General features: G+C 41.9%; 15 protein-coding genes. 7 read left to right on the top strand and 8 right to left on the bottom strand.

Annotated elements, in window-relative coordinates; genetic code table 11:
- Window positions 1–135 precede the first annotated feature (135 nt).
- Entirely contained in the window at window positions 136–930 is a 795-nt protein-coding gene (locus RUMAL_RS11575) for a hypothetical protein (RefSeq protein ID WP_013498906.1), read from the bottom strand.
- 517 nt (window positions 931–1,447) lie between these two features.
- On the opposite strand from RUMAL_RS11575, the gene RUMAL_RS11570 reads away from it, so the two are divergent.
- The gene (locus RUMAL_RS11570; RefSeq protein WP_013498905.1) at window positions 1,448–3,088 is read left to right on the top strand and encodes a GGDEF domain-containing protein; all 1,641 of its coding nucleotides are present in this window, start codon (window positions 1,448–1,450) and stop codon (window positions 3,086–3,088) included.
- A 44-nt stretch (window positions 3,089–3,132) separates the two neighbouring features.
- Here the strand turns inward: RUMAL_RS11570 and RUMAL_RS11565 are convergent, their stop codons facing one another.
- The 7 genes from RUMAL_RS11565 to RUMAL_RS11535 form a co-directional block, all read right to left on the bottom strand.
- Window positions 3,133–3,357: a hypothetical protein gene (locus RUMAL_RS11565; protein WP_002851980.1), complete on the bottom strand. Its 225-nt coding sequence runs from the start codon at window positions 3,355–3,357 to the stop codon at window positions 3,133–3,135.
- 13 nt (window positions 3,358–3,370) lie between these two features.
- A complete protein-coding gene (locus tag RUMAL_RS11560; RefSeq protein ID WP_013498904.1) occupies window positions 3,371–3,826 on the bottom strand; it encodes a hypothetical protein in 456 nt (151 codons plus the stop codon).
- On the bottom strand, window positions 3,798–6,758 hold the full coding sequence (locus RUMAL_RS11555) for a signal peptidase I (protein WP_242837785.1): 2,961 nt from the start codon (window positions 6,756–6,758) through the stop codon (window positions 3,798–3,800). The genes RUMAL_RS11560 and RUMAL_RS11555 overlap by 29 nt, the downstream gene beginning before the upstream one ends.
- 71 nt (window positions 6,759–6,829) lie before the next feature.
- The gene (locus RUMAL_RS11550) at window positions 6,830–8,410 is read right to left on the bottom strand and encodes a hypothetical protein (protein ID WP_013498902.1); all 1,581 of its coding nucleotides are present in this window, start codon (window positions 8,408–8,410) and stop codon (window positions 6,830–6,832) included.
- Window positions 8,411–8,442: 32 nt separating this feature from the next.
- Window positions 8,443–9,114, bottom strand: coding sequence for a signal peptidase I (locus tag RUMAL_RS11545; protein ID WP_013498901.1), 672 nt, complete (start codon window positions 9,112–9,114; stop codon window positions 8,443–8,445).
- Between the two features lie 18 nt (window positions 9,115–9,132).
- Entirely contained in the window at window positions 9,133–9,852 is a 720-nt protein-coding gene (locus tag RUMAL_RS11540; RefSeq protein WP_013498900.1) for a hypothetical protein, read from the bottom strand.
- Between the two features lie 55 nt (window positions 9,853–9,907).
- Window positions 9,908–10,666: an EAL domain-containing protein gene (locus tag RUMAL_RS11535; protein WP_013498899.1), complete on the bottom strand. Its 759-nt coding sequence runs from the start codon at window positions 10,664–10,666 to the stop codon at window positions 9,908–9,910.
- Between the two features lie 980 nt (window positions 10,667–11,646).
- On the opposite strand from RUMAL_RS11535, the gene RUMAL_RS11525 reads away from it, so the two are divergent.
- From RUMAL_RS11525 to RUMAL_RS11500, 6 genes are all read left to right on the top strand, one after another.
- Window positions 11,647–12,738 (top strand): hypothetical protein, encoded by a 1,092-nt coding sequence (locus RUMAL_RS11525; protein WP_013483896.1) that lies wholly within the window; start codon window positions 11,647–11,649, stop codon window positions 12,736–12,738.
- Window positions 12,739–12,967: 229 nt separating this feature from the next.
- Window positions 12,968–13,981 carry a hypothetical protein gene (locus RUMAL_RS11520; protein ID WP_013483895.1) on the top strand — a complete coding sequence of 338 codons (1,014 nt, stop codon included), beginning with the start codon at window positions 12,968–12,970 and terminating at the stop codon, window positions 13,979–13,981.
- A 20-nt stretch (window positions 13,982–14,001) separates the two neighbouring features.
- Window positions 14,002–14,991: a hypothetical protein gene (locus RUMAL_RS11515; protein WP_013483894.1), complete on the top strand. Its 990-nt coding sequence runs from the start codon at window positions 14,002–14,004 to the stop codon at window positions 14,989–14,991.
- Window positions 14,992–15,004: 13 nt separating this feature from the next.
- Window positions 15,005–15,784 carry a hypothetical protein gene (locus tag RUMAL_RS11510; protein WP_013483893.1) on the top strand — a complete coding sequence of 260 codons (780 nt, stop codon included), beginning with the start codon at window positions 15,005–15,007 and terminating at the stop codon, window positions 15,782–15,784.
- 33 nt (window positions 15,785–15,817) lie between these two features.
- Window positions 15,818–16,909, top strand: a complete 1,092-nt coding sequence (locus RUMAL_RS11505) for a hypothetical protein (protein ID WP_013483892.1) — start codon at window positions 15,818–15,820, stop codon at window positions 16,907–16,909.
- A gap of 18 nt (window positions 16,910–16,927) precedes the next feature.
- On the top strand, window positions 16,928–25,366 hold the full coding sequence (locus tag RUMAL_RS11500) for a beta strand repeat-containing protein (RefSeq protein ID WP_013498897.1): 8,439 nt from the start codon (window positions 16,928–16,930) through the stop codon (window positions 25,364–25,366).
- The last annotated feature ends 57 nt before the right edge of the window (window positions 25,367–25,423 follow it).

Here is a 25,423-nt window from a genome sequence, read left to right as displayed (position 1 = left end):
AGTGTCTGTATTTGGAAATCAAGCGATTTCCGGCAAAGCAGAAAACCGGAGGGGACCTTTAGCAAGAAAGGTCATCCTCCGGCAGTTATCAAAATTATTCAATATAAGTACTTGCCATAAGTCTGTGGAGTACGATCAGTCGTCTTCATTGTTCCTGTTGCAGATAGCCCTGATTACCCTCAGATAGTCGTCGGTCTTTCTTACAGAATAAGTAAGGTGACCCTCACCCCTCAGTGTCTTGAAATTGGCAGAGGGATAAGCTTCGATCAGGTGCTTGAAACATGATTTGAAATTCTTTTCATCTGTGGCATAAACAAAGAAGATGTTCTCCTGCATCTCATCGGGGAGATAGGGAAAATTGAAGGTATACCTGGCTTCGGTCTCGTTCTTGATACTTCCGTCGGTTATAACGGGAGCGGTCTTTACCATGGACTCTATAACAGGACGCATAGTCTTGGTATCTTCCTTGGTGAACTGGTCTACGGATTTCCAGCTTACGACTTCGTCAACGCTCTGATTCTTCATCTTGTTCATCATCGACTTATGCTTGAAGTTCATTATCGCCTTATAAAGCTTGGGCTGCTTCAGGAATGTGCCGCCGTCAAAGAAAGCTGATTCGATAGTTATATGCTGTTTAAGACATTGAGATATAAGTTCCATACCGATCTCAGCGCCCATAGCCTGACCGTATATCAGACAGATATCACTGATACTGTTTTCTTTCAGGAAATGTACTACCTGCTTAGCTTCATCATGGCTTGTGGTGAAGTCAACACTGCCCTCATAGTGTCCGTTATATTCGGGTACGATTATATAGTAGTCATTTGTAAGCTCTTCATAAAGATAAGATAAGGATTCTGCAGAACAGAAAGAACTAGTGAGCATTATAATTATAGGATTTCTGCTGTTGCCATAAGTATTAAAACGCATATTCATTCTCCTCCGTCAATAGTATAATTATTTAGCCTATTTATATGTTATAAAAAAGCAGGAGATATCTAACTATATCTTGTGTATATTATACCATATAAACACAGATTAGTCAATCGTTGTACTGAAATTTAATAATATTTTGGGCAAATTTTTATTTATCTTAATTTTTTTATATCCTGCATTGAAAAATGGCGAATATTCCCTGAAATGGGCGCTTTTGTACAATCAAAGTTTGTTGTGAACAACTTGTTATTAGTAATACATCTAATCAATTACGATAAAATTTTCAAAAGAACCTTTACCAATTTGTTATAATATGATATAATGTAGAAAGCAGTAATAACATTATTTATCATGGTTATCCCATTAACACACCATTACAAAGTGCTATATAACAATGAATCATCATGTTGATGTTTATCATTTCTAGTTCTGATATTACACCAAATTAATTGGTGTGTAAACGGGATGATCAGATTTTTTATTAATTTCTGTCCGTAAAGGAGAATACCATATGAAACTGCTTGAAAAGAGGTATATAGGTCTATATCTCTTTATAATAACGGTAGTGGTGCTGATACTTGCTTTTAAGTTAAATGACAGTGTTCCTGTGGGTTCTGGGAAGGTTGATCATTATGATACGGACTGGACTTATGAGCATTATGAGTATGAAGGTGAGGATGGAAGAACGATCCTTCGTCTTATTATGAGCCATGAGATAACTGATGATGTCAGGGGTAAATCCCTTTCTTTTCGTACGTATGATTCATTTGTTGATGCAGATATAAGTGATACAGCAGGCGACCTTAGCGGGGAAGCCATTTATCATTTTGGTGAAAAACCTGTCTTTGGCTGTTCACCGGGTACCTATACTCACTTTATCTATATTCCGGAAAACGGAGGCAAATACATCAACATCACTGTTGATACAGTATTCCGCAGCGAATATATGCCGAGTTACAGGATACGTATCGGTGCTGAGAATGAGCTGATATACAGCTATCTCAAAGACGAGTTCGAGCTGTACACGATCAATGTCATCATGGGTATATTCGGTGTATTGCTGTTGGTCATACACGTGATATGTACTTTCAAGAAGATAGAAGCTCCCGAGGCTTTTTCGCTGGGTTCGCTTTCGATACTGTTTGCGTTATACGTTAATTGTCCGCTGTTTTTCAATCAGTACATTTTCGGCAATCCAATCATGCAATACTACATGAACTATTTCATGATCTTCATGGTGCCGCTTGCAGCCATGCTGTATTTTGAGGACATAGTGCCTACGCTGAAGCTGGGCTGGCTGTTCTTTACATTTGCAGGGCTGGAGGTCATACTATCTGTGCTGCACTTTACAGGTGTAGCCACATATACTGAAACTGTCAAGGTGTTCATCACCTCGCTGGGCGTGATGTCATTCATAACCTTTGCTGTAAATGTGAAGCGTCTGAAACTGATAGACCCCATAAACAGGCTGGGTATACTGATACTGCTGGGCTTCTCTTTTGCCAATGCGATATTCTTTATATTCGTGACTACACTGGGTGATCAGACGTTCATAGTAAGGATAGGCTTCATAATGTATCTTGCTTTCGAGCTGGTGAACGGCATACGCAAGCTGATGAACGAGATGAGCCGTAAGCGTGAGGATCAGCTGCTGGAGATACTGGCGTACACAGATCAGCTGACGGGTCTTGGAAACAGGTATGCACTTGAAAGAGATGCAGGCATAATACCACTTGAAGAGATGAGCGTGGTTTCAATGGATCTTAATCTGCTGAAGCCTACCAATGACTGCTTCGGTCATCTTGGCGGTGATACGCTGCTGCGTTCGGCAGCCAAGTGTATGAGCACTGTTTTCGCCAATGTTTACAGAGTGGGCGGTGATGAATTCATAGCACTGCTGAAGGATAAGACTGAGGAGGATCTTGAAAAGCTTAACGATGAGCTCCAGAGTCTTATGGACAGGATGAATTCCGAACGTGATGAGTACGGAGCTTTCGCCTATGAAGAAAGCTTCTCACTGAGTATCGCCATAGGTCATTCCTCGTATACCGAGGGTGATGAGAGCTACGAGCAGATACTTTCACGCGCTGATCAAGCCATGTACGAAGAAAAACAACGTATGCACCGAATATCAGGTGCAGAGATCAGATAAAACAACACCGCAGCCCCTGATCGGGACTGCGGTTATTTCTTTTTTTACAGCGAATTCAGTTTTTTCTGCAATTCTATCATGTGATTTCTGCAGGCTGTGATCTCGCCTGTGTACTTGTTGAACCACTCGACATCGTTCTCGTCGGGTTCTTCCTGCAGAAGCACTGCCTGTACCAGCGCTGACTGTGATCTTGAACGCTTTCGTTCTATCTCCTCGATAGTCTGACGGCAGATCTTGATCTCTCGTTTCAGCTTTCTTTTTTCATTCATTGTTGACCACTCCCTAGTTACCTTTTTTGTTTACAGAATCCACAACAGCCTGCGCTTCTTCGTAGCCCTTGTCAAGGTCTGCGCCGATATCATCGAAAGCCTGTTTCAGCTCCTCCAGCCTGGTGCTCATCTGCTCGGGATATTTTATCATGCAGGTGTTCACTTCGTTGATGACCTTCTGCTGCTTGTCAAAACTGTTTTCTATCAGGAAAGCGTAAGAGCTTGCACAGGTGACGTAGCTGGTTATGCGCTTGTAACGCAGTGCTGTGTCGCCTTTATTTTCAAGATAGGAGTCTATCTCCTTTACTGCGTGGGTAAGCTCGGTCTTGTACTGTTTTCTGTAGGTTTCCTGAACTCGTCTTGTTTCATCGATATATAATCCTATAAACACCAGAAGTGCTATCAGCGTGATGATCCAGAGTATCAGTGCTGTGATCATTCTACGTTTCAGTATCTTCTCTTGGTTCATCCGCTGTCACCTCTTCTTTGCGCTGCTGATCTTCTTCAGCCAGCCTTTGTTTTTCTTTTTCTATAGCTTCTCTGATAAGTGCCTGTCTGCGCTCCTCATACGAGATCTTATTTGCCTCGTTGACTTTCTTGCCAAGCTTAGCAAGGCTTCTGAGTTCAAGCATGAATATGATCGCCGTAGGTACTATAACAAGTATCATCAGAAGCTTTTTCGGGCTTGCAAAGGAATTGACCCATATAAAGAACCTTGCTCTGCCTGTATATCTGCCAACTATCTTGTCGGGTTTTACAGCAACACTGTCCTCGGTTTTGTTCGCATCGCCCTTTGTTATGAATGTGCCGTCAGCCTCCACACTGACTATCCTGTGTGTTACAAGCATACCGTAGATGTCAGGATCCTCGGAATAGAAGGATATTATATCATCCTTTTTCAGCGTATCGGTATTGACCTTTTCAACCACGATGTAATCACCTACGCTTATGGAAGGCTCCATACTGCCGGTGACCACTTTCAGCACGCTCTTGCCGAATACATCAACAGCCTTGTTCCTTGCTGCGCATATCATAACATACGCTGTGAAGATAACTGCTGCTATCAGTATTATCGTAGTGATGATGTTGGCAATTTTCTGTATGCCGCTGTCTTCACGGTCTGAAACATCGTTTTCGCCGTTCTGTATACGTCCTATCAGTTCGTTTGCCTGAGTCATTCGCTTTTTCTTATGGCTCTCATCGAAGGAACGCTTTGCGGCATCTATGCGTCTGCGGATCTTTTCAAATACACTTACGTGGTATTCCTTATACAGACGCTTCATCTCGGTGTCGATAGCCTGCTGTTCTTCAGGTGTACGCTTGGGCGGTACATAGACGGGCTTTGGCTTGCCCTTCATTTCAAGACGCTTACGCTTTTTGAACTTGCGGTCTGCAAGCATTCTCATAAAGCGGTACTTGAAGGTCTGAGCATACTTCTTGTAGTATGCTTCCATCTCGCTGCGCTTTTCCTGCTCTTCCTTTTTAAGACGCTTCTGTTCTTCTATCTCGGCACGTCTGCGCTTATAATCAGGGTTATCGGTATCCTTGGGTATTATACCGAACCATATTACCAGCAGGTAGGTGATGAATCTCGGTATAACATACACGGGATTTTTGGAGTACTCTTTGTAGATCGTCCAGAACGGCTTGCTCTCGAAGTATTCTCTCTCAGCCTTGAGCCTTGCGGCACGTTCAGCTTCACGCCGTTCCTTTTCTTTCTTCTGCTGCTCCAGCTTGAGCCTTGCGGCTACCGCACGAGGATCCTCGAACTCGGGAGCTTCATCAGCCTGCTCCTCCATAACAGCCATAGCCTGTTCGATATCGTCCTCGGTGACTTCTTCATAAGCCTGTTTTTCAAGCTCTGATTCGTCGGGAACTTTGTTTATCTCTTCGCTGTCAAGACCCTCAGCCTCGCCAAGCTCGTTTCTCATCTTGGATCTGTTCAGGCTGATACGCTCACGCTCGGCAGCTGCACGTTCCTCTTCCTCGCGGCGCTTGCGTTCTTCTTCCTCGCGCCTGCGCATATCCTCGAGTCTTGCCTGACGTTCAGCTTCCTCAGCCTGCCTGCGGCGTTCTTCCTCTTCCTGTTCAAGCCGCTTCTGTTCCAGCATCTGCTGGAGTCGGAGTTCTTCCTCCTCCTTGCGCTTGCGGATCTTTTCCAGCTCTTCCTGTCTTGCAGCTTCGATGCGACGCTGTTCTTCCAGCCTTGCTTCTTCTTCAAGACGCTCCTGCTCAGCCTTCAGTCTTGCGGCTTCAAGCTGTGCTATGAATGCGCGTTCGATATCTATGACGTTATTTACTTCATCGAATATCTTTCGCACATCCTGGGGAAGATTCTTTTTAAGTTTGAATTCTCCCTCTTTTGCCACATAGCCCGCAACGCCCTCAGCGTAGATATTGTAATCGCCTGAGATCTCGTTGCTGAACCGCTTGATGACCCTCGGTGCGGCTCGTTTCAGCTTATCGGTCTTCAGCTCCTCAAGAGCCTTTGACTTTTTATCCGTATATGACCTGAACAGGAGAAGGTTGAGTATGACCAGCTTGTAAAAATCCTCGATGTAATTATCCTGGGGCTTTACCGCTGTATCCTCAACATTTATCTCGTATCCTACCTTTTCATAGCCTACTATGTACTGCCACAGGGTCAGGCAGGCTTTTAGGTCTACGTTTTTCATTATCGCGTTGGTACGCATTATGGGCGGTCTTACGAAGGTATTGCCGAGTGCCTGACAAAGCTCTGAGCCCTTATAGCCCTCGATTATCTTTTTGAGCTTTTCGACTCGCTGCCATACGGTATATCCGCTTTTGTTGTAGCTGTCAAGGCTGTTGGTGGTCTCCAGCTTGACTTCGATCTTCATTTTTCCGCCGGCACCGTCATCTATGGAGGTATCATACCCAAGGGTGAATACTTCCTCATCCCTTGCCACCTGTGCCAGTTTTTCGTATCTTGTGGTGATGAATATATAAAGCCTGTCAACAAGCGTATTAACGAACTTGTTCTCATAGGTCATAAGGCTTTCTTCCTTATGTACATTCAGCACCTTTGATGGTGTTACCTTGTTTGTCTTAGCGTCATAGCTTTGTATAAGATCTGTGTGCTGGGCCAGATGCTTTACCGACTCAACAGTTATCTTTCTTGAAAGTGCGATAGGCACTATCTCCTCAACGTCTTCTATGGTACGTCTGGGATTTCTCAGTACGTTATCCAGATGAACAAGACCGTTCTCTATCGCTTCTACCCAGCTTACATCTATAGCCTTTGCCATGAGCTTTTTGTTCATAGCGAAGGTGTTCCTGCTTGAATGGAGCAGAGCGTCCAGCGATCCGAACAGCTCATCATCATCAAAAAGCTCTGTAGACTCTTTAAAATCCTCATACCATTTGCCGTACAAGCTATCCAATCGCCTCACCTGCCTTTTCGATATAGATTAGGACACATACAAAGTACAATGTCCTTTTATCAAGCAAGCTGTCAGAACAGCTTCTGAAGTCTTTCAAGATACTCTATGGATTCCTTCATCTTGTTTTTGCCGAAGGATTTGTTCATATAGTTTACAAGCTCTCTGAGCTCATCTCTCAGCATAGCAAGGTTCAGGGATTCAAATTTTCTGAATATCTTAGTAGCAAGTACGTAGTCAACGCCTTCCAGTTCCTCACCGCCGCAGGCTACATATACGGGTACGAACAGACCCATCTGCTTGAGTATACGGTTACCGAAAGCTACACGCAGCTTCTCTATTACCCACAGGTCAAGCTGCTGTATCTTCTTGAGTGTTTCCTGGGAAATGGGGTACTTGTCGAATGCCTCCCTGAAAAGCTGATCGAGATGATCGAAACCCAGATTAATGGGTGCTGTATCGGGTGCATCGAAGGCTACGCCCTTGGCATCGAGGTTTATGGGCTGTGCACGGTCGTATACCTTATCGGATATAGCATAGGTCGAATCGTCGTTGTTCGCTGTACCGATGTACCATACATTCTGCGGTATCTTCAGTTTGCCTCTGTTGAGGTTGACAGGGTCGGTGCTCCATACATTTGGCACCAGGTCAAGCTCCCATTCGTCGGCGTTTGGCATTTCGAGTATGGAGAGCATCTCCGCGAAGTAGTACTCGACACGGGCGATGTTCATCTCATCGAGAAGCACCAGGTTGATGTCGTTGTTATAGCTGGAGGAGTATATCCTTTTCAGTACTTCGGTCTCGTTGAAATTCTTGGTGAATTCATTGAAGTATCCGAAAAGCTCGGTCCTGTCACGCCATGAGGGCTGTACCGATGCTATGGTGGTATCATGCTGCAAGAACTTACCGAAGGAGTAGGGGAGCGATGTTTTACCTGTACCTGAGATACCCTGCAGGATTATCAGCTTGGTGGAAGCCATGCCGGCTATGAAAAGTCTGATAGTCTTGGGTTCATAGAACAGATGCATACGCGAGCACGCAAAGTTCCTGTAGGTATCGCAAAGTGATGCAAGGGTGATGGTATTGTCGTACTCGGGAGGAGTGTAGGTGCGGTAGAAGCTGTCGACTTCCATAAGTCTGGAGAATCTTCTGTCCGCTGTCTGTACAATACCGTCATCGGAAGTCTCACCCGCAGCAGCACCTTCGGCACCCTCTGCATTGAATGCGGACATATCTCCGCCAACACCGGCAAGAGAGAGGGCACCTGAGGTAGGTATGCCCATCTGGGCGACCTTCATCGCCATGATCTCGTCCTTTTCCTTGGTCATTTTAAGTACCTGCCTCTGAAGATCTGCGATCTCTTCCAGCAAGTCCTCATTACTGACTATCGAGTGCCTGAACCTGATGTACTTTCTTACCGCGATGATTATTATCACGCCTATCAGTACAAATACTGCGGCTACAAGGATTATCGCAAGGATAGACAATACCCAGCCCAGGGCACCGAAATCGGTGGAATAGCTTTTGAATACCTTTATGTAATTTTTGATGTTGAATATCTGCTTGATGCCGTTCCAAAGCCCTGAGAATATCATCGCAAAGCCTTTCAGCATCTCGGAGATAAATACAAAAAACCATTTGAGAAATCCTGCCATAGTCTTCTCCTTATCTCACGGGGATATCAGCCTTATTTGTTGACCTGTACCTCGGCTGATGCTCCGTTGTCTTCTGCGGTCGCTTCTTTTTTCTGTGCAGCAAGGTACTCCTCGATAGCACGTTTTTTGATCTCTTCTTCGTCTTCATCCGTAAGCTGAGGCTTTTTGAGTTCAATGAGAGTAACTACGAACTTGTAAAGCTCTATCAGGAAGAATACTGCCATAGGTATAACTATACATACGAAGAAGCCTGTCTTAGTTCTAAGGAAGTTCATGACCTTGCCGAAGCCGTCAAGCTTTACATCTGTCCACTTGCCGATAACATCACCTGCGTATGCAGGCATTGTATCATCCTGGTTGTTGTTATCGCCTCGTGTAACGAAGCTTCTGGTGTTTTCAAATTCGTTGACTTCAACGATACGGTGGGTATTTTTTACCTTCTTGCCGTCGATAATAGTCCAGAAGGTGATGACATCGCCCTTTTTAAGGGAGTATACATCATCGACTTCTTTACATATTATAAGGTCATTTTTCTTGAATGTGGGCTTCATGGAGTCTGATTCGACTGTCATCGGGATGTAGCCCAGCAGATTGGAAATACCGTTGTTCCTGCCTGATGAGAATACCATTATAGTTATCAGCAGTGCCAATATCAGTATTATCCACACCAGTACATTCGCTGTGATCTTCAGAACTTTTTTCATACTCTTCTCTCCTAACTTTTATGTGGTCTCAATTATTTTGAAGTCCATACCAAGCTTCATTGTACCGCCGATAAGATCATCGGTGCAGTCGGGATCGTTTCCTTCCAGCCATATGACTACTGTGAACTTATCCTTTGCCTTCGGTTCAAACTTTGTATGTTTTGTATCCATAACGATGGTCGATGATTTGAATTCACTGTCGCAGTCGCTCTCTTTACCGGTACCATCGGATTTGGTCTTGCCGTATACGGTTTTCTCACCGTTTACGTATACTGCAACGCGGACAGCTTCATCAACGTTGCTGGTAACATTTTCAATGGACATCTCGCCTTCGTAGCTGATAGTATCATCGCCGCCGTTTATAAGGTAGAATGTGTAGGCGATATAGCTCTCGCCATTGTGGCAGCCGTTTATCATGTCAAGATTGTCCGGAAGATCTTCACCGCTTATATTAGTCATATCATAAACTATATCCGCGTTGAGTACTGAGGTCGTTTTATCGAACTCGGGAGTTTCGGAAAGCGTCAGACCTTGACGCATCATGTCGTATTTGTTGATCTTTACTGTAAAGCTGCCGTACTTGTCGTAAAAGTAGGATATTGCGTATGCAATAGCTATAACTGCGATGAGCAGTATTACCAGCAGACCAAGTATCCTCATTACAACAACGTACCGCTTGGCTTCTTTTGCGGAACGCCGCAGGGTCAGTACGTCAACAACCTTCTTTTCTTCTGCCAAATCAGATTCCCCATTTCTTTATATATGTAAAGTAATATATCTTGTCATATACAAGTCAATCTTCTTTGCCTTTGCGTCTTATATATCGTTCAGCCATGTATTTTCCTGCAAGCTCTCCGGCACAGTACTGACAGTCAAGTTCGTAAAGTATCTCTGCTTGACCTACGTTGGATATGCCGTCTGCTATAGGTTCGGCACCAAGCCCCGACACAAAGTCGATAAGCGACTTAACTGCGCTGTCAGATCTTTCACCTTTGCCGATATACTGAGTGAGCTCGGGGCTGAGCATAACATAATCTACCTCATACTCCGAAAGCTTCATTATAGGCGAGCTTATGCTGCCGAAATCCATAAGCATAAAGTGGAAACCTCTGTTGCGCAGTTTTTTTATATTGTCTGCTACCACGGTATCGGTCTCCTCAAAAAGCTTCTCGGACAGGGCGAAACACAGCTGGGAAGAATTTATGCCTTGTTTTTCACTGGTATCGACTATCTTATTTTCAGCTTCAACATCCCTCAGGAACTTTGCGGGCATATATACGGATATCCAGTTGAAGATCAGTTCTCGTTCACTGAAGGTGGATACAGCCTGCATCGCCTGATAGAGTTCCAGATCAAAGAGGTTTAAGCACTGCTGGGTTATCTCGGATACATCCCTGAAATTCTCGGGCATCAGTACACCGAGCCCGGGGGAGTTGAGTCTGGTCTGTGACTGATAGAAGGCGGTGTTGCCTGCTGCGATATTGCGTATCGTTCTGAAATAGAGTTCTACAGCTCTCATACCGCCGACAGTGGTCTGAATATCGTTCTTCATTTTTACCGCCTCCCTAACGTACTATTTATTCTATTTTATTATACAACATATTGTAAATAATGTCAATCGAAATTGGGTATTTTTTATAGATTTAATTAATTATTATTTAACGGCTGCATTAATCTTTTATTTAAATAATGTACGATTAGCCGTATAAATGATAAAATGTTAAAAAATATTAAATGCCAATATATTGCACTTAACAAAATACCGATCATTGAAATGTGCTGTTTGGACACATATAAATTTGTTAAATCATATCACTTTGTAACTAATCGACGTTAAATTAAGCAATAAACTGGAAAATCTGCACAACAAAGTCTACCGCCTTTGTGCATTTAACTGATTTTGGTAGTTAAAAATATGAATAAAATAGAAAACGCTTGACACGGATAACAAAATCATGTATAATATAGTCAAGTTAAAAAACACAAAACAATTTGTTTCGTGGAAGTTTTGGACCATCGGCGGTCGTGGCGTCGAAATCTATTATGAAAGGAAAATGACTATGAAAGCTAATACTAAAAACAAGAAGAACAATACTATTAAGAAGATAGTTCCCGCGGCAGGTATGCTTGCGATTTCCGCATCGATGCTTGCAACATCGACCTAACTCGTTGATACCAAATAGTTGACGGATTAAGCTCTTTTCTCATTCGATTTTTAACGTAGAGTTATGATAGGTGATTAGCTTACCGCAAGCTAAAATTCTTATAAGAAAGGATAATGATTATGAAAGCTAATATAAACACTAAGAAGAAGTCTTCCACAAGGAAGAAGCTCATACCCGCTGCCGGATCGTTACTTATTTCGGCTGCCATGCTCTCGACAAGTACGTAACAGGCTCTAACGGTTTAGATGACCATTTTTACTGGTTATAGAGCCGTTTCACGAAAAATGACAACCCCAACAAGGAATATAAGGAAAGGTCATTAGCCACCACTCAAAGGCTAAAATCCTCTTATGAAAGGAACATTACTATGAAAGCTAATACTAAGAATACAAAGGGCAGCTCTCCTATGAAGAAGCTCATTCCCGCTGCCGGAATGCTCATGATCTCCGCTACAATGCTGGCGACAAGTACGTTCGCATGGTTCACAATGAACAAAGAAGTTCAGGTGACAGGTATGGAAGTCAAGGCAAAGGCTGAGAAAGGCTTGCTTATCAATGAAGTAGCAACTTCGGGCGATACCAATTGGGATGAAGAGGCTAAGAGTACAGCTAATGCTGGTGCAACACTTATTCCTATGTCCAGTGCAGATATGTCAACATGGGCTCATGCTAACAGCGTTGCCGCTAACGCATCGGCAAAAGGAACCGCAGCTAATACTAAAAGTGATAAACTTAGCAGTGCTGGTTATGAAATTTTCACTTTAGCAACTACTGCTGGTGGAAATAATCTTTCGAGTGGAAAACTTGATTTTATACAGGCGACTGCTGCGGCAGCTGGAACGGATGCAGAAGCAAATATCTACTACAAGGAAAAAGATGGTACGGCGGCTGCAATAGGCGATAATGATGATGGAGCATTTATCAAGTATACTTACTATGTTAAGTCGTCTTCTTCTAACGCAATAACACTCAATGCAGATTTGACTAACGATGGTGATGATACCCTTTATGTAAAGGAAATAAAGGTAAGCGGACTGGATAAGAATACAGACGGAGATGCTCTTGCACACGACTTAGATAAAACTCTCCGTGTTGCTGTGTTGCCTACTGGCGGTAGTGCATTGACGTTTGCTCCAGTTGCTGGTGCTGATAGTAGTTATTTTATAGCGTCTGCATATGATACTTCTACAAAGGCAGTAACAAGTGCAGCGGCATCGTTGGCAACTGGAACAGCAGGACTTGATTTGACAGGAACATCAGCTGTATCCACTTGGACTGCAACTACTGCATCGAATACTACTGATGGTTTAAGCCTTGCGACTCTTCCGGCTACAACATCTGATGGTGCAAAAATTGATGTATACATTTGGTTTGAGGGCGAAGACTCTAACTGTAATACTGATAATATTTATTCTGATCTTGATGAATTGACTGTTGAGATCGTATTCGGTCTTAAGTAAAGCTGTCAAGGCTAAATACAAAACTGATCTACTCTGATAGAATACTTAACCCGCCGGACAGCTAATGCTCGGCGGGTTTACTTCATAACAGGAATAAGTGAAAATCGGGTAAAATCTACGCCTATACTATTGAAACACAAGGCGTTTTGTGATATAATATATAGTGAAGTAGTATAATAATTATATCGCAATTTGACCTGAGAAAATATCGTGAAAGGTTCGATTGCGTATGAAAAGAAAATCTCATTTTCGGCATACCAAATCAAGGAAAATATCAGATGATGATTATGAGTTTTCGGAGGAATATAAAGCCGAGGATAGTCGGCTGATCGAGGTGGAGGGTTCGCTGTCACCTCTAATGTCATTTATCAGCATAGTCCTTTTGATATTATTCACAATGTACCTAATCGCAGTCAAACATTCGGGCGGTAAGATAACTTCTCCGAAAGAAGCTATATCTGATTTCTTTATGCCTATGAGATCGGACTACTATGAAATGCGTGTTGATGAAGATTTTGAAGCGAACACCAATGAAGAAGTCTCAAAGTTTATGCAGGATAACGGTTATTCCGATAGCCTGAAAACATCTGCTTTCAACCGCAACACAGCTATGTATCTGAAACAGGAGGACGGCAGATCGGTCACGCTCCCCGGCTCCTATGGCTCTACCACATTTTATATCAAGCCTAAGAAAGCAGATGCCGACCTCTCTATTCATATTACATATGATGTGTTTGCTGTTACGGAGCTTGCAGACGGCAGCTTGGTGAAGATGTCAGAGGTGGATTGTTCTGACACTACCGAACGTAAATGTCTTGACAATATTGACGAGCTGTTGAACGGTCATATCCTTTTCTTTAGGGAAAATTGCAACGGAAAGTACAGCGGTCTGATTGAAAACGGCGAAATGATATACCGCACAAGCGAACACATGGACGATCTGAACGCCAGCGGAGAATACAAGATAAAGGTCTATTGGATATGGGCAGAATATTATGAGCAATTAGTCAATACTCAGGCTGACGGAGCGTTGTTTGATAACAGCGACCAACAGGCTGAAATGCTTGAATATATCAAGAACAATCCTGACGAGTTCCTGTGTACCGCAGAAATCGGAGCAATTCCCGACGGAACGGAAATGACCGACTATGACATTCTAAGCGATTATTACGATAACGGCGATAAGCTGATTATTGAAAATACAAAATACTTCGGATTTAACGTTCGCACTTATGCCGAGTAATGATAAGCGAGGTGGGGCAGATGAATGAAAAGAATAATATAAATCTTGCGGATTCTGCCTCTGAGGAATTGTTGGAGCGTAAGAAAATGCAAAAGGCAGCTCTTATAAAAATGGGAGCTATGCTTGTTTTAAGCACTATTATGCTGATTTTTTCCTCGATAGCTTGGTTTACAAATAATTCTGAAAACTCGGCAAGCGGTATGAAAGTATCTATAAAGGGTCCGGAATATGAGATCTCAGTACTTACCAATGGAAATAATGGTGTATATGATGATTATCTTGATTTAGTACACGATGATACAGCAATCATATGGAAGATGAACGGCACTGACTCCAACGGTCTGGAACAGAATATAGGCAACTATCACTCAATTACAGGCGTTGAAGATGACGGTATTCACCCTGATTGCAGAGGTTATGTAACTTTCTATGTTACGCCGAGAGTAAGTTCGGTTGATTTAGACTTTTCATTTGAATTGATAGGTTATAATCCCGTAACGGAGAATAATATAACATCAATGGTACAGCTTGATTCAACCAATGATGCTGATGTCATCAATTATCTGAATGGTCATATTCTTTTATTTGAAGATTATGATCTGGCTACGGATACATACTCAGGACTAATAAAGAATACTACTTCATTAAGCCGACTTCTTTCAGATAAGACGTACACGGGTAAAGATACAACAATCCCCGTAAATATCTATTGGGTTTGGGTAAACAACTTTAGCGATCTGCTGAATACGCACACCGTCACAGAACACGATGATGTTCTTAATGAAGATGTTGAAGTTACATACCCATTTTGTGATGATAGCGATTTTCTTGATTATATCGAAGATAATCCACAATACTTTATGAAAGGCATTACAACTGCTGACAATGTGTCTATATCAGATATTAACAGTAACTACCTATATTACGGAGGAAGATACAATCAAGCTGATAACATCATAGGTGCGAGAGTACGTTATCTATTATTGTCGATGACAGTCTCCGTATCATAAGGAGGTGGCTTTGATGAACCAAATGAAGGAATTTATCAATAAACTTACAACTGCACAGAAGATTCAAGCCGCCATTGCCGCTGTTGCTACCCTTTTTCTTATGGTAGCAGTACCTGTCTATGCGTGGCTTTCATATACAAGTAAAATCGAAACAATGACGAAAGTTCAAGAGCCACCCAGCCTTGACTTATGTGCCGGTGATGGTGATACTGTTGAATATTTTGAGCTTAGTAACATCGACCTGGAGAATATTCAGAAGACGGGGAAACCACAATGTTATGTATTTGGTGTAATAACAGGAAATTCAAAAACATATTACGATATTCAGCTTGCTCATACTACAAATATTCCTTTCACATATACTCTATACAGAGCAGAAGAAGCATTGGCATCTGATACGGATATTGTTACTTATGAATCACCTGTTGGAGATAAAACCGTAAACTATAAAAGAACCATTGAATCTGGAAAAACGGTAGCCGAACCTTTAGATTTAGTTGATTTGAATCCTGATGAGGATAACGAGGATTACTATGGAAGAATACTTGGGCTAAAAGGTGATGATTTTTATGACCTTGTTTATGACGGAAATGATAAGCCTGAGATATATGCAGTTCCAATATATTCACAGGTTCAGGAATTAGAAACACGGGACGTTAATCACGACTTTTATATTTTGGAAATAGGTTGGGCTTCTGAAAGCTCCTCTACGAACTTTACCAAATGGAATGCAGCATCAAATAATAAAGAAACAGACATCATTTACATTACAGCCAGCCGAACCACCGAATAAAAGTGAAATCAAGTTATAGAAAGGGATGAGATCATGAAAGTAAACTTTGAAAGCATTAAGAAACGGCTGAAAAAGCATTGGGCACTGGTATGGCTTGTTAGTACGTTGTTTGCTGTAAGTGTTTTCGTGGTCTTTGCATCATATACCGGTGTTAATTCTGTAAAACGTGTAGTTTCCACAAGACCGGCAGACAGTGTGATGTTTTCATCTAATTCTTTGAAATCATCAGCAACTTCTCAGCGACTATCCTCAACGGCATATACTATTACAGTTTGTAATTTTGCTCAGGAAAATGCCTTAGAAGTAAATCCTGATAATATCACCTATACTTTGAATGCATCTTTAGCAATAAAAAACGGTAATGATTTTGTAAAACTTTCAGAGTACACAGGGGCTGATAAAGCAGACTACATTTCTAAGTTGAAATTAGGGACTAACGAGCAGAGAACCTATTCCATCCAATTCATAAAAGACGATGAGAATGCAACTGGTCTCGGTGATGCCATCAACCTTGTTACAGAGTCAGATTATAGTACAACGTTTACCACCAATTGCGCTCTTAAAGGGACGGTAAGCTCTACTGATTCATTCAAGATAATTCTTGATGATGCTGAACAAGAAAAGACCGAACCTGAGTTCTATATTTATGTTGAGGCAGTTCCTTCGTCCCCTGCATCTTTACATACAACTCTTAGTAACTATTTCGGAACTGCTGAAAGTACAGCGGAAGCTGCTTCATGGACAGGAGAACTGGTTGAGTCAGATGATTGTTCAAGTGTGTCTTATGATTTTTATAATTATGTTTTAACCGGAAGCGGTGTCGGAACGGTAGACATAATGTGGGATTCAACCAAATTTGAGATAAACGAGTTCTTCTTTAGTGAGCTGTCAGGAAACGAATTTGTTCTTTATGACAGCAATGGTGAAGCTGCTGAAACGGGTTCTATAATCAAGAACGCTACTCGTGCAAACTGGAAAATGGTAACATTAATGGTTGACTCCACTGATATAAACAGATACCAAATACAGTTATATAAAGTTGATGGCGAAACACAGTACATTGGAACAAATAGTGCATCTAACTTTATTGATTGCGAATTTCATAGTGAGAATTCTTCATCATGATTGTGAGGTGAACAGATAATGAAAAAACTTCATAAAAGGTTTGTCAGTTTTCTGACTGCAACGGTTATGATGAGCAATCTTATGCCGCTTGATGAGATGATGAATCTACCTATTCACTTTCCAAAACTTCCGTCTATTTTTACAGCTTCCACCATCAAGGCGAATGCGGTTGCGGCTGACAGCTTTAATATAGGCGAAGTGTCTTTTTCAACACCATATGATTTTATCGACTATTGTTCTTACTATGCCGATGATACTTGTATGATCACTGTTGAGGAAATGATACAAGACCCCGAAGGTGAAGAAGGTACTCTTATATCTCAGCAGGTCACCAAACAGTTTGCAGATGCTCATCAAAACGATAATTTGACGTTGACATTTGGCTCTGATACGGGTTCACGTGGAGAGATACCGGAGGGATTTGTAGGTCTTGGCAATGATGATTATCCTTTTAACGGAACAATAACTCTCCCTGATAATGGTTCGGGCGCTTTCCCTTTAAGCACATATGGGATACCTCTGTTTTCTCATGTCAATAATTCTGTAAAAATTCTGAGCAATTCCCGTGTTCATGACGTGGATACAGATACATATTACTATCCTGAAATAAAAATACAATTTGCAAGACTTTCAAACGTAGGTGCGGATACGAGCGCTCCATTATTCGCTCAACACGTTTACAACAATAGTTCGTCAACTCCTGCACATTGGAATGTTGAAACGGTAAGCACAAACGCATTAACGTATTCAGGTGTTATTGGAGATATTACTGCTGATACAGAGGTCAACTTGACATATACGAATAGTTCTGCTGCTGATGTAGTATCAAATGCCTCAATAAGCGATTCTTACTATGTCGCAGATGTTGGCGCTATATGCGGTGAAATGCAGACCGGTTCGATACTTAACCTCTCATATACTGATAACTCATCATCATACAGCATTACATCTGCCTACGGTAATGCGGGCGGGCTTGTAGGCTCTATGAATGGTAATGCAAGAATAAACCTTCTTGCTATGTCTTCTGCATCTGCTTCCAAAAGTGTTGTCTCGACCTCGGCTTATTCCGGAGGTCTTGTCGGAAATATCACATCAGAAGCAATAATTAATATGGATAGCGGATTTACGGTTGGAGGTTCTTCAGCAACATCTATCCCTGTCGGCGGCAGCGTGACAGGTGCGGCTGGTGCCGGCGGTTTGTTCGGTTACTATGAAAACGTAACGGCGAGCAATACATTTGATATTAAAGATTACAGTAACGAGGCTTCTGTTTATGGGCGATATTGCGGAGGTCTTTTCGGTGTTCTTGAAAATAAAATGGTATCATCTGCACCAAATACCCTTACAATTACAGATACCACTTCTTCAGGACACGCTACATTGACTGCAACATCTGGTTCAGGTAACACATATGACGAAACCGGTTATTTTGGCGGTCTTGTTGGCAGATATACAACTGATAGCCTTACAAACAGCCTTGAACTTAGCGAATTAGAGTATTCTGTAGCTTCTGACGACTCATTCAATGCATTTGGTGGAGCGATAGGATATATTGATGTAGCTGCGTATGTTAAGGCTGACAATGTAGCTATAACCGCAAGTGGAACGGAGAGCAGGGATTCCATAGGCACTTCCTGCAACAATTATGCATTTTTCGGTGGGCTTGTAGGCGCAACTTCTGCAAGTTACGGTGATTTTATTGACCTTGGCGACTTTACGCTGACGGTAACAGATACCTCTGGTTTTAACGGTGGCGGAGTTGTAGGACAGTTCTATAACGGAGTTCTTCGTTTCAGTGGTATTACGGACATGACAAGTGCAAAGCCTAACGGTGCATACGCTACCACAGATGCTGACGGCTTGCGTTATGCAAGCTATGGACAGCTTGTAGGCTATAATGATAATGTTCTTGTATATGCACTTGGTAATGGTTCTGACGGCAACTCATATGGTAGCGGCTGGTCTTTCAAGCGGTCAAGTGGAGCAATTTCAGATGATCTCGGCACATGGGGCGAGGTTGTACGCAGTATTGATGATAGCACTTCAACCAATGCTATTTATTTTGACAGTACAAGTACAAATCATACTGCAACAATTGCTGCTGCCAAACCATCTATGGGTAATGCCGATGATTTTGTAAGAACAGCTCTCAATATTCAGCTCAATCAAGGCTCCGGATACAACTGCCTATTATTTACATCAGGCAATAATACCCGTTCGTATCTTCTTGGTACAACTCTGACCATTTCAAGTGGATTCAGTCTTTCCGGAACGGGCATCAATGGTTTTATGCGTGACGGTACAGGTATAACTGTCAGTGAGGGCGTTGCGGCTTCAAGTGCAACCAGCTCCGATATTGGCGGTGTAGGAACGTTCATTGGAACACTCAGTGGCGGAAACAATACCATAACCTTAGCAACAGGAGAAAAATATGGTTTCGGTATTAGTTCATCTTCAACTGATGAAGGTATAGGTCAAATTTATCGTCATCAGTATAACGGTCTCTTTTCTGTAATTGGAAACGATACAACAGGAACAGGTACGGTCAATAGCCTAAATATTGCCGGAACCATCAATATTCGCAATGCGGGTGCTGACGGCATGAGCTTTGGTGCTGTCGCTGCTCGCTCACACGGAAACACTGCACTTAATGCAATTACAGTTTCAGCAAGCGGGACTAACGCTTTGACAGTTAATTACCATGAAGGAGCTATTTCACCTGGCACCGAGGATTTAGGTAAGAACATTGGCGGCTTTATTGGGTATGTTGATGAAAACACCGATAATGGAATAATTACTATTACAGGAACATCTACTGCTTCTCCTAAATTTGTGTTTACAGGTTCTCATAAAACCTGGCTGGTTTACGGAGGTGTTATAGGCAAAATCGCATCTGAAAGCATCATAGTAAACATAGAACAAAGCGGCAGTAATATCTTAACTGTTGGAATGAATACTGATGTAGATAATGTGACTGTTATTGGTGATAATTCTGATTGCGGCGGACTTATTGGTTATATCATTTCAAATGGCAGCTATGATGACCGTAAAATAAACGTTAGAAATGTAGAATTCAATGGCTGTGTGATTAATAACTGTGCTGAGAAAACAGCTGGTGGATTTCTTGGTTATGCCTGGATGAATACAACTACGACCATTGATGGAGTTACTGTAAAGGGAACAAGTTCAATCAATAATACCGTTTTATCCAAAACTGCTGCTAACGTTGGTGTTATTTGCTATGTAGCCACCGGCAAGTGGACAGTAAATTCACTTTCCATAAAAAAGATGTCTATGACTAATGGCGGCGGAACATCACTCGGCATAATTGTCAACAAGGCTTATAACAGCACTGATGGCTTGTATCTTGACGTTCTGAATTCCGGATATAAATTAACGAATGCTGATATAACACTACCAAATAGTATAGGCGATTTTGACGAACTTGCTGCTTATTCAGCCAGTGATGTGATTGCAGGCGGCGGGGGCGTTGTATCAGTAAATACGAACAGTAGTCGAAGCGGAACGGAAGCAAAAATAACTGTCAAGGGTACATATCAGAACCAGATTTCAAGGGCAGCCAGCACAAATATCACTGCTATAAATGCTGCCAAGTATGCGAATGGAAAATCAAGATACTACTACAATCTTGATGTAATGTCAAACGCAGATTATGGACAGAATCTGGTATTGTGGAGTGTAAGCAAGTATGCTGCTTCCAATATTGCAGATGAATTCATTCAAGGCGAGGGAGAAAGCTTTGGTACAACGATTGCTGCGGATTCTAAAACAGGTATATTAACCTTTAGCGGAACTGCCAATCTTACAGGTCTTTCTTTCTATCCGCTAAAAAATGCTGACACCTATACCATAGGTGATCTTTCACTTACATTTGATTATAGCGGAATCTACTCTACTGCTGAGAATGTAATCAATGGTGACAGCTATATCCGTGACCCTGGTGCTGTAAATCAGCATTTCCTGATGCATTCGGGATTATTTATGAATTTAGAAACAGGCAAGGCAATAACGGTAACAGGTGATTTATCGCTTGCCGGAACATTTCTTGGTCTTGACGGTACGGTTGATGAGACAACAAATTCCGCTAATGGATATAGCGGTGTTATTATCAGCAAGGTGATGAATGGTAATTTCATATGCGAAACCGGTTCGATTGCACTTGCCGGAATAACTCCTAAAACAACAGATAACGGTGCATATACAGGCGGTTATTTGCTTATCAATAATATAGTTAGAGAAAGTGATACCGTTGCTGCTCCTCAGCTCATTATAAATAATCTTTATTCGGGAAGCGGTTATACCGGCACTCTCCCTGTTGCAAGCAGTCTTATAGGCAGTGCAACGGGTAATGATCTTACTATAAAGTTTTCTCATGTCAAACTCGATGCAAGAACTACTGCATTATCAGGAAACAGCGGTTTGGATACGGCATATAACACATCAAGGTCTATATTTAATGATGCTGTATTTTTGCATTCTATCAAAACTAATCAGACAGCAACTCTTGAATACTACTATACCTATGCAGAGGATTGGGAGGACGGAGACGATGCTGATTCAGTAGCAGACAGATATGTAACATACGGCAAAGAAGTTAAGGACTCCTTGGAATACAGAGAAAATGATGTTAGCCTTGAAAACTGCTACTCCGGCTCAAATCGTGCCTACACGAACCCCATATCGGGAACAGGAGGAGTATATAATTTCTCAAGTGGTTGGCTGCCTTATGTTGCCGTAGCATTCACAGCAACAAATGCCAATGAAATGTATAACAGAGAGTTGAAGGTCAATGTCGAAAAGACCGGTCCTGAGACCGGATGCGGCACTTATAACCACCCTTATGTTGTATCAGGTGACAATCTTGTAGTTATTGCCAAATTCATCTCCTCCGGTGAGCCGAGTGATATGCAGAGCATACGTCTGCCTAAAACGCAGCTCAATGGAATTACAAATAATGCAAAAGGTGATCGTTGGTGTGCAAGCAAAACTGGGTGCGCTGTATTTGAGCTTGCTACATCCGGTGATAACAACGGAAAATACGTCTATACTGATTCATCAACAAGCCCTGCAACGGTTTACACATGGACTTCTGATAATGTTCGTCTGTACCTTGCAAGTGCATATTATAAGATAAACAGTGATATTACTCTTGGTGCTAACTATGTCGGTTTAGGCTGTACAACAGTAATAAATGGAAATTATGCTTTCCGAGGAGTTATTGTTGGAGAACAGACAAGTGCAAGCAATGCCGTTCCAAAATGGACTATCACGAACAATAGCCCTTATCCGCTCATCAATGTCTCTAACGGAAGCGTTATAAAAGACATTAATATTGATGTTGACACAGATACTATCGTGCGTACTCAGTCCGCTGCTACTAACAGTGCTGCTTATTTTGGTTATAATTCTCAGTGTCAGTATTACGGTGGAATCATTGGCGAAATTATGGGCGGCGACAATATCATTGACAACAGCTATGTGAGATATTCTTATACCGACACCGATGGTGATGAGAACGATGAATCTTTCTCTACAGCGATACAGTTGACAGATAACGGAACAAATACTTATGGTACAATAGTGCCTGTCGGCGGTTATGTGGGTGTTGTTGTTTATGGCGGTCTTATTTTCAAAAATATGACTTCCTCAAAAACAACTGTAGCTAATACGGGACTTAACGTATATTACAAGACTAATACAACACATAATCTTGCACAGGATTCCGCTGAGGAAGCAATTTATGTAAATCCGATTGTCGGACGTGTCATCAACGGTTATGCGGTCAATGAATCAAATCAATTATCAGTGACCGAAAACGGCACTTATCACGATGATGCTAATAGTGACGCAGGTGCTGCAAGAACAGGAACACAACACACTCTGAAAAACGGTAAAAAGCATTATTCTATTGCCGATATTCAGAAGTATACGACTATAACAACAGCTAATTCACTTTCTGTCACACCACCTACAAGTGCAACAGCAGACGGAACGATAACGGTTCCTAATGCACAAGCACTCTTCATTCTGTCGCTTATAACGCAGTCTGGTGCAGGAACAGCTACAACGTCTAACAGCAATGCTTATGTAAATTCGTTTTCGTATGGAATTAATAATACTAATGTTTACGGTATGAGCCATATAGCGGATTATAGTGACGTGGGTACTGCGGTCACGGATAAATACACAGTAACGGACTATGATAATTTTGCAAGCAAAGATACGGCTGCTAATACCGCTTTACCATATATAATCAAGTGGTATACATACGGAACTTCCACAAACACTCATCATGCTTCGGGAGTAAAACTGTTTTCAGGCGATGATCCCAATGGAAAAGAACTATACATCGCATTTGGAAATATGTTTTTAAGCAGTACAACAGGTACTTACTCTAATGCGAAAGGATTTCAAGCTGTTAATTCTGATAATACAACAAAATTACCGTTAACATTTACTAAAATAAGTGGCAATGATTATACAATATCTTTTAATAATGGTTCTAATTATATTGCATTTGAAAATGGTACAAGTAGAAATATTATTTCATCTAATAATTCATACAACTTCGAAATAACACAAATAACCTCAGGAGAAGCGGCAGGAAAATGGGAAATAAAGGGTTCTACTTCAGATAATAGGAAATACTTAGGTTTAAGAAATGGCAATCATTTCACTGGTCAGGCACAAGGTGGTGGAGGTAATGGAGCGCAGCTGGATTTCTATGAGAAGACAGGCGAAGAATATGACGAAATCACATACAGCTATCCTGCTCGCTTTGTAACATCATCAACAGGATATTACGACATAAGTCTTACAGGTTCTTCCTATGTCATGCCTGATAGTTTCCGTGGATTAGGTTGTGTTGGAAACTATGTAGCAGGAAGTAAAATGAAGGTTGACTCTTTTACCTCTACTGCGTCTAAGTGCACAATAGATGTTGATATATACTTGAATAAGTTTGAGTATGACAACTACTTCAATAACCTTCATTCAACTACAACCCAAATTTTGAGTGCAGACAGCGGTACTAATAATGTCAGCAAGTCGGATTCAAACCACGGAATAGGCTTGTTTGACAGCATAGTAACCAAAAATGCAAGCAGCAGTATTTCCAATTTCACTCTCTCTGGTTCTGTAAATACTGAAATTTTCAGTAACGATTACAGCGCTTCAACACACGAAATGGATATTGTTGCATCGGCAACTGCAAGATTTCTGAGCGTGGGTGGTGTCTGCGGTGCAAGTTTGACTGATGTGAATATTACTTTTGATCAAATCTCATTGAATGACCTGACAGTATGCGGTTCAAGTGCCGTAGGCGGTCTTCTCGGCTATTCCGGCAATGTTGGTAAAGCTGTTAATGGTGTAGAGACAAACATTATCACAGCGACACAGTGCAGTGCAACAAATCTTTCAATGAAGATGAATTCAAGTTCCGATCAGGAAAGCTCCGAAAAAGCCCGAAATGGTTTAGGCGGATTTGTAGGTGTATGTTTCCAAGGAAAGGTAATCGTTCAGGGTAATTCAGCAAGCTATTCAACAGTAGGTTTGAAATCTATCGGCTTTGAATCAGCTAATGCAGAATACCTTTCATCAGCAGGAGGACTTGTTGGTTTCGCAGGTGACGGCTGTCAGGCTTACAATATGAAGATACAATCAAGTGATAGCAGCAGCCCTGTTACGATTGGCGGCGGAGGAATACGTTTTGCCGGCGGAATTTGCGGAGCTATGCAGTCGAGAACTTCCGGTGCTTATGAAAAAACAGAAAATGGTCACACGGCAGGCGATCCTATACCCGATTATGTGCCGACCTGTTATGCTGTTTTTGAGAATTGCACAATAGAAAATATCAATTTCAAAGGTCAATTTGTCGGCGGTATCTATGGCGGCAAATGGGGAACAACAGGCTATACACCTTATTCAATCGCCATAAACAATTGTAAAGTGACGGGTAATTCTGCTTCACCAAACACAATAGAGGCAGTGACCGTCTATACAACTGATGCAAACTATGCAGGCGGATTTATCGGTAGAGCATTGGTATTGGATAACGGCGATCCTAACATTCTCATTCAGGATAGTACCGTTTCAAATTACAGCATTAAGGGTACTTATTGTGGAGGATTCATTGGTTACTCTGGTTCATTTGCTAATAATAGTTCTGTAACCTGCTATATTCACGATAGTTCTGTTATTAATTGTACTATGGGTGATTCCGGTAATTATGCCGGCGGTGCTATCGGACGAATTGACAGAAAAAGTGCATCAAGCACAAACAAAATCCTCGGCTATAATATCAAACTTGATGATGTAGAAGCTGTAACAGGCACTAATATGGGTGCTTGGGTAGGCTATGTTGACGGAAGTGATGATACAACCTCTATTCAGTTCTCGGGTATGGCTGTTTATGAAAACGGTTTTACTAAAACGTAGGCAATAGGGAGAACTTCGATAATGCAAGCTTCGTATTCGCAGATTATGACGGACGGA

The organism is Ruminococcus albus 7 = DSM 20455 (assembly GCF_000179635.2).
GTDB lineage: Bacteria > Bacillota > Clostridia > Oscillospirales > Ruminococcaceae > Hominimerdicola > Hominimerdicola alba.
Note: the sequence above shows the minus strand (reverse complement) of the source record. Positions and strands in the feature narration are given on the sequence as shown.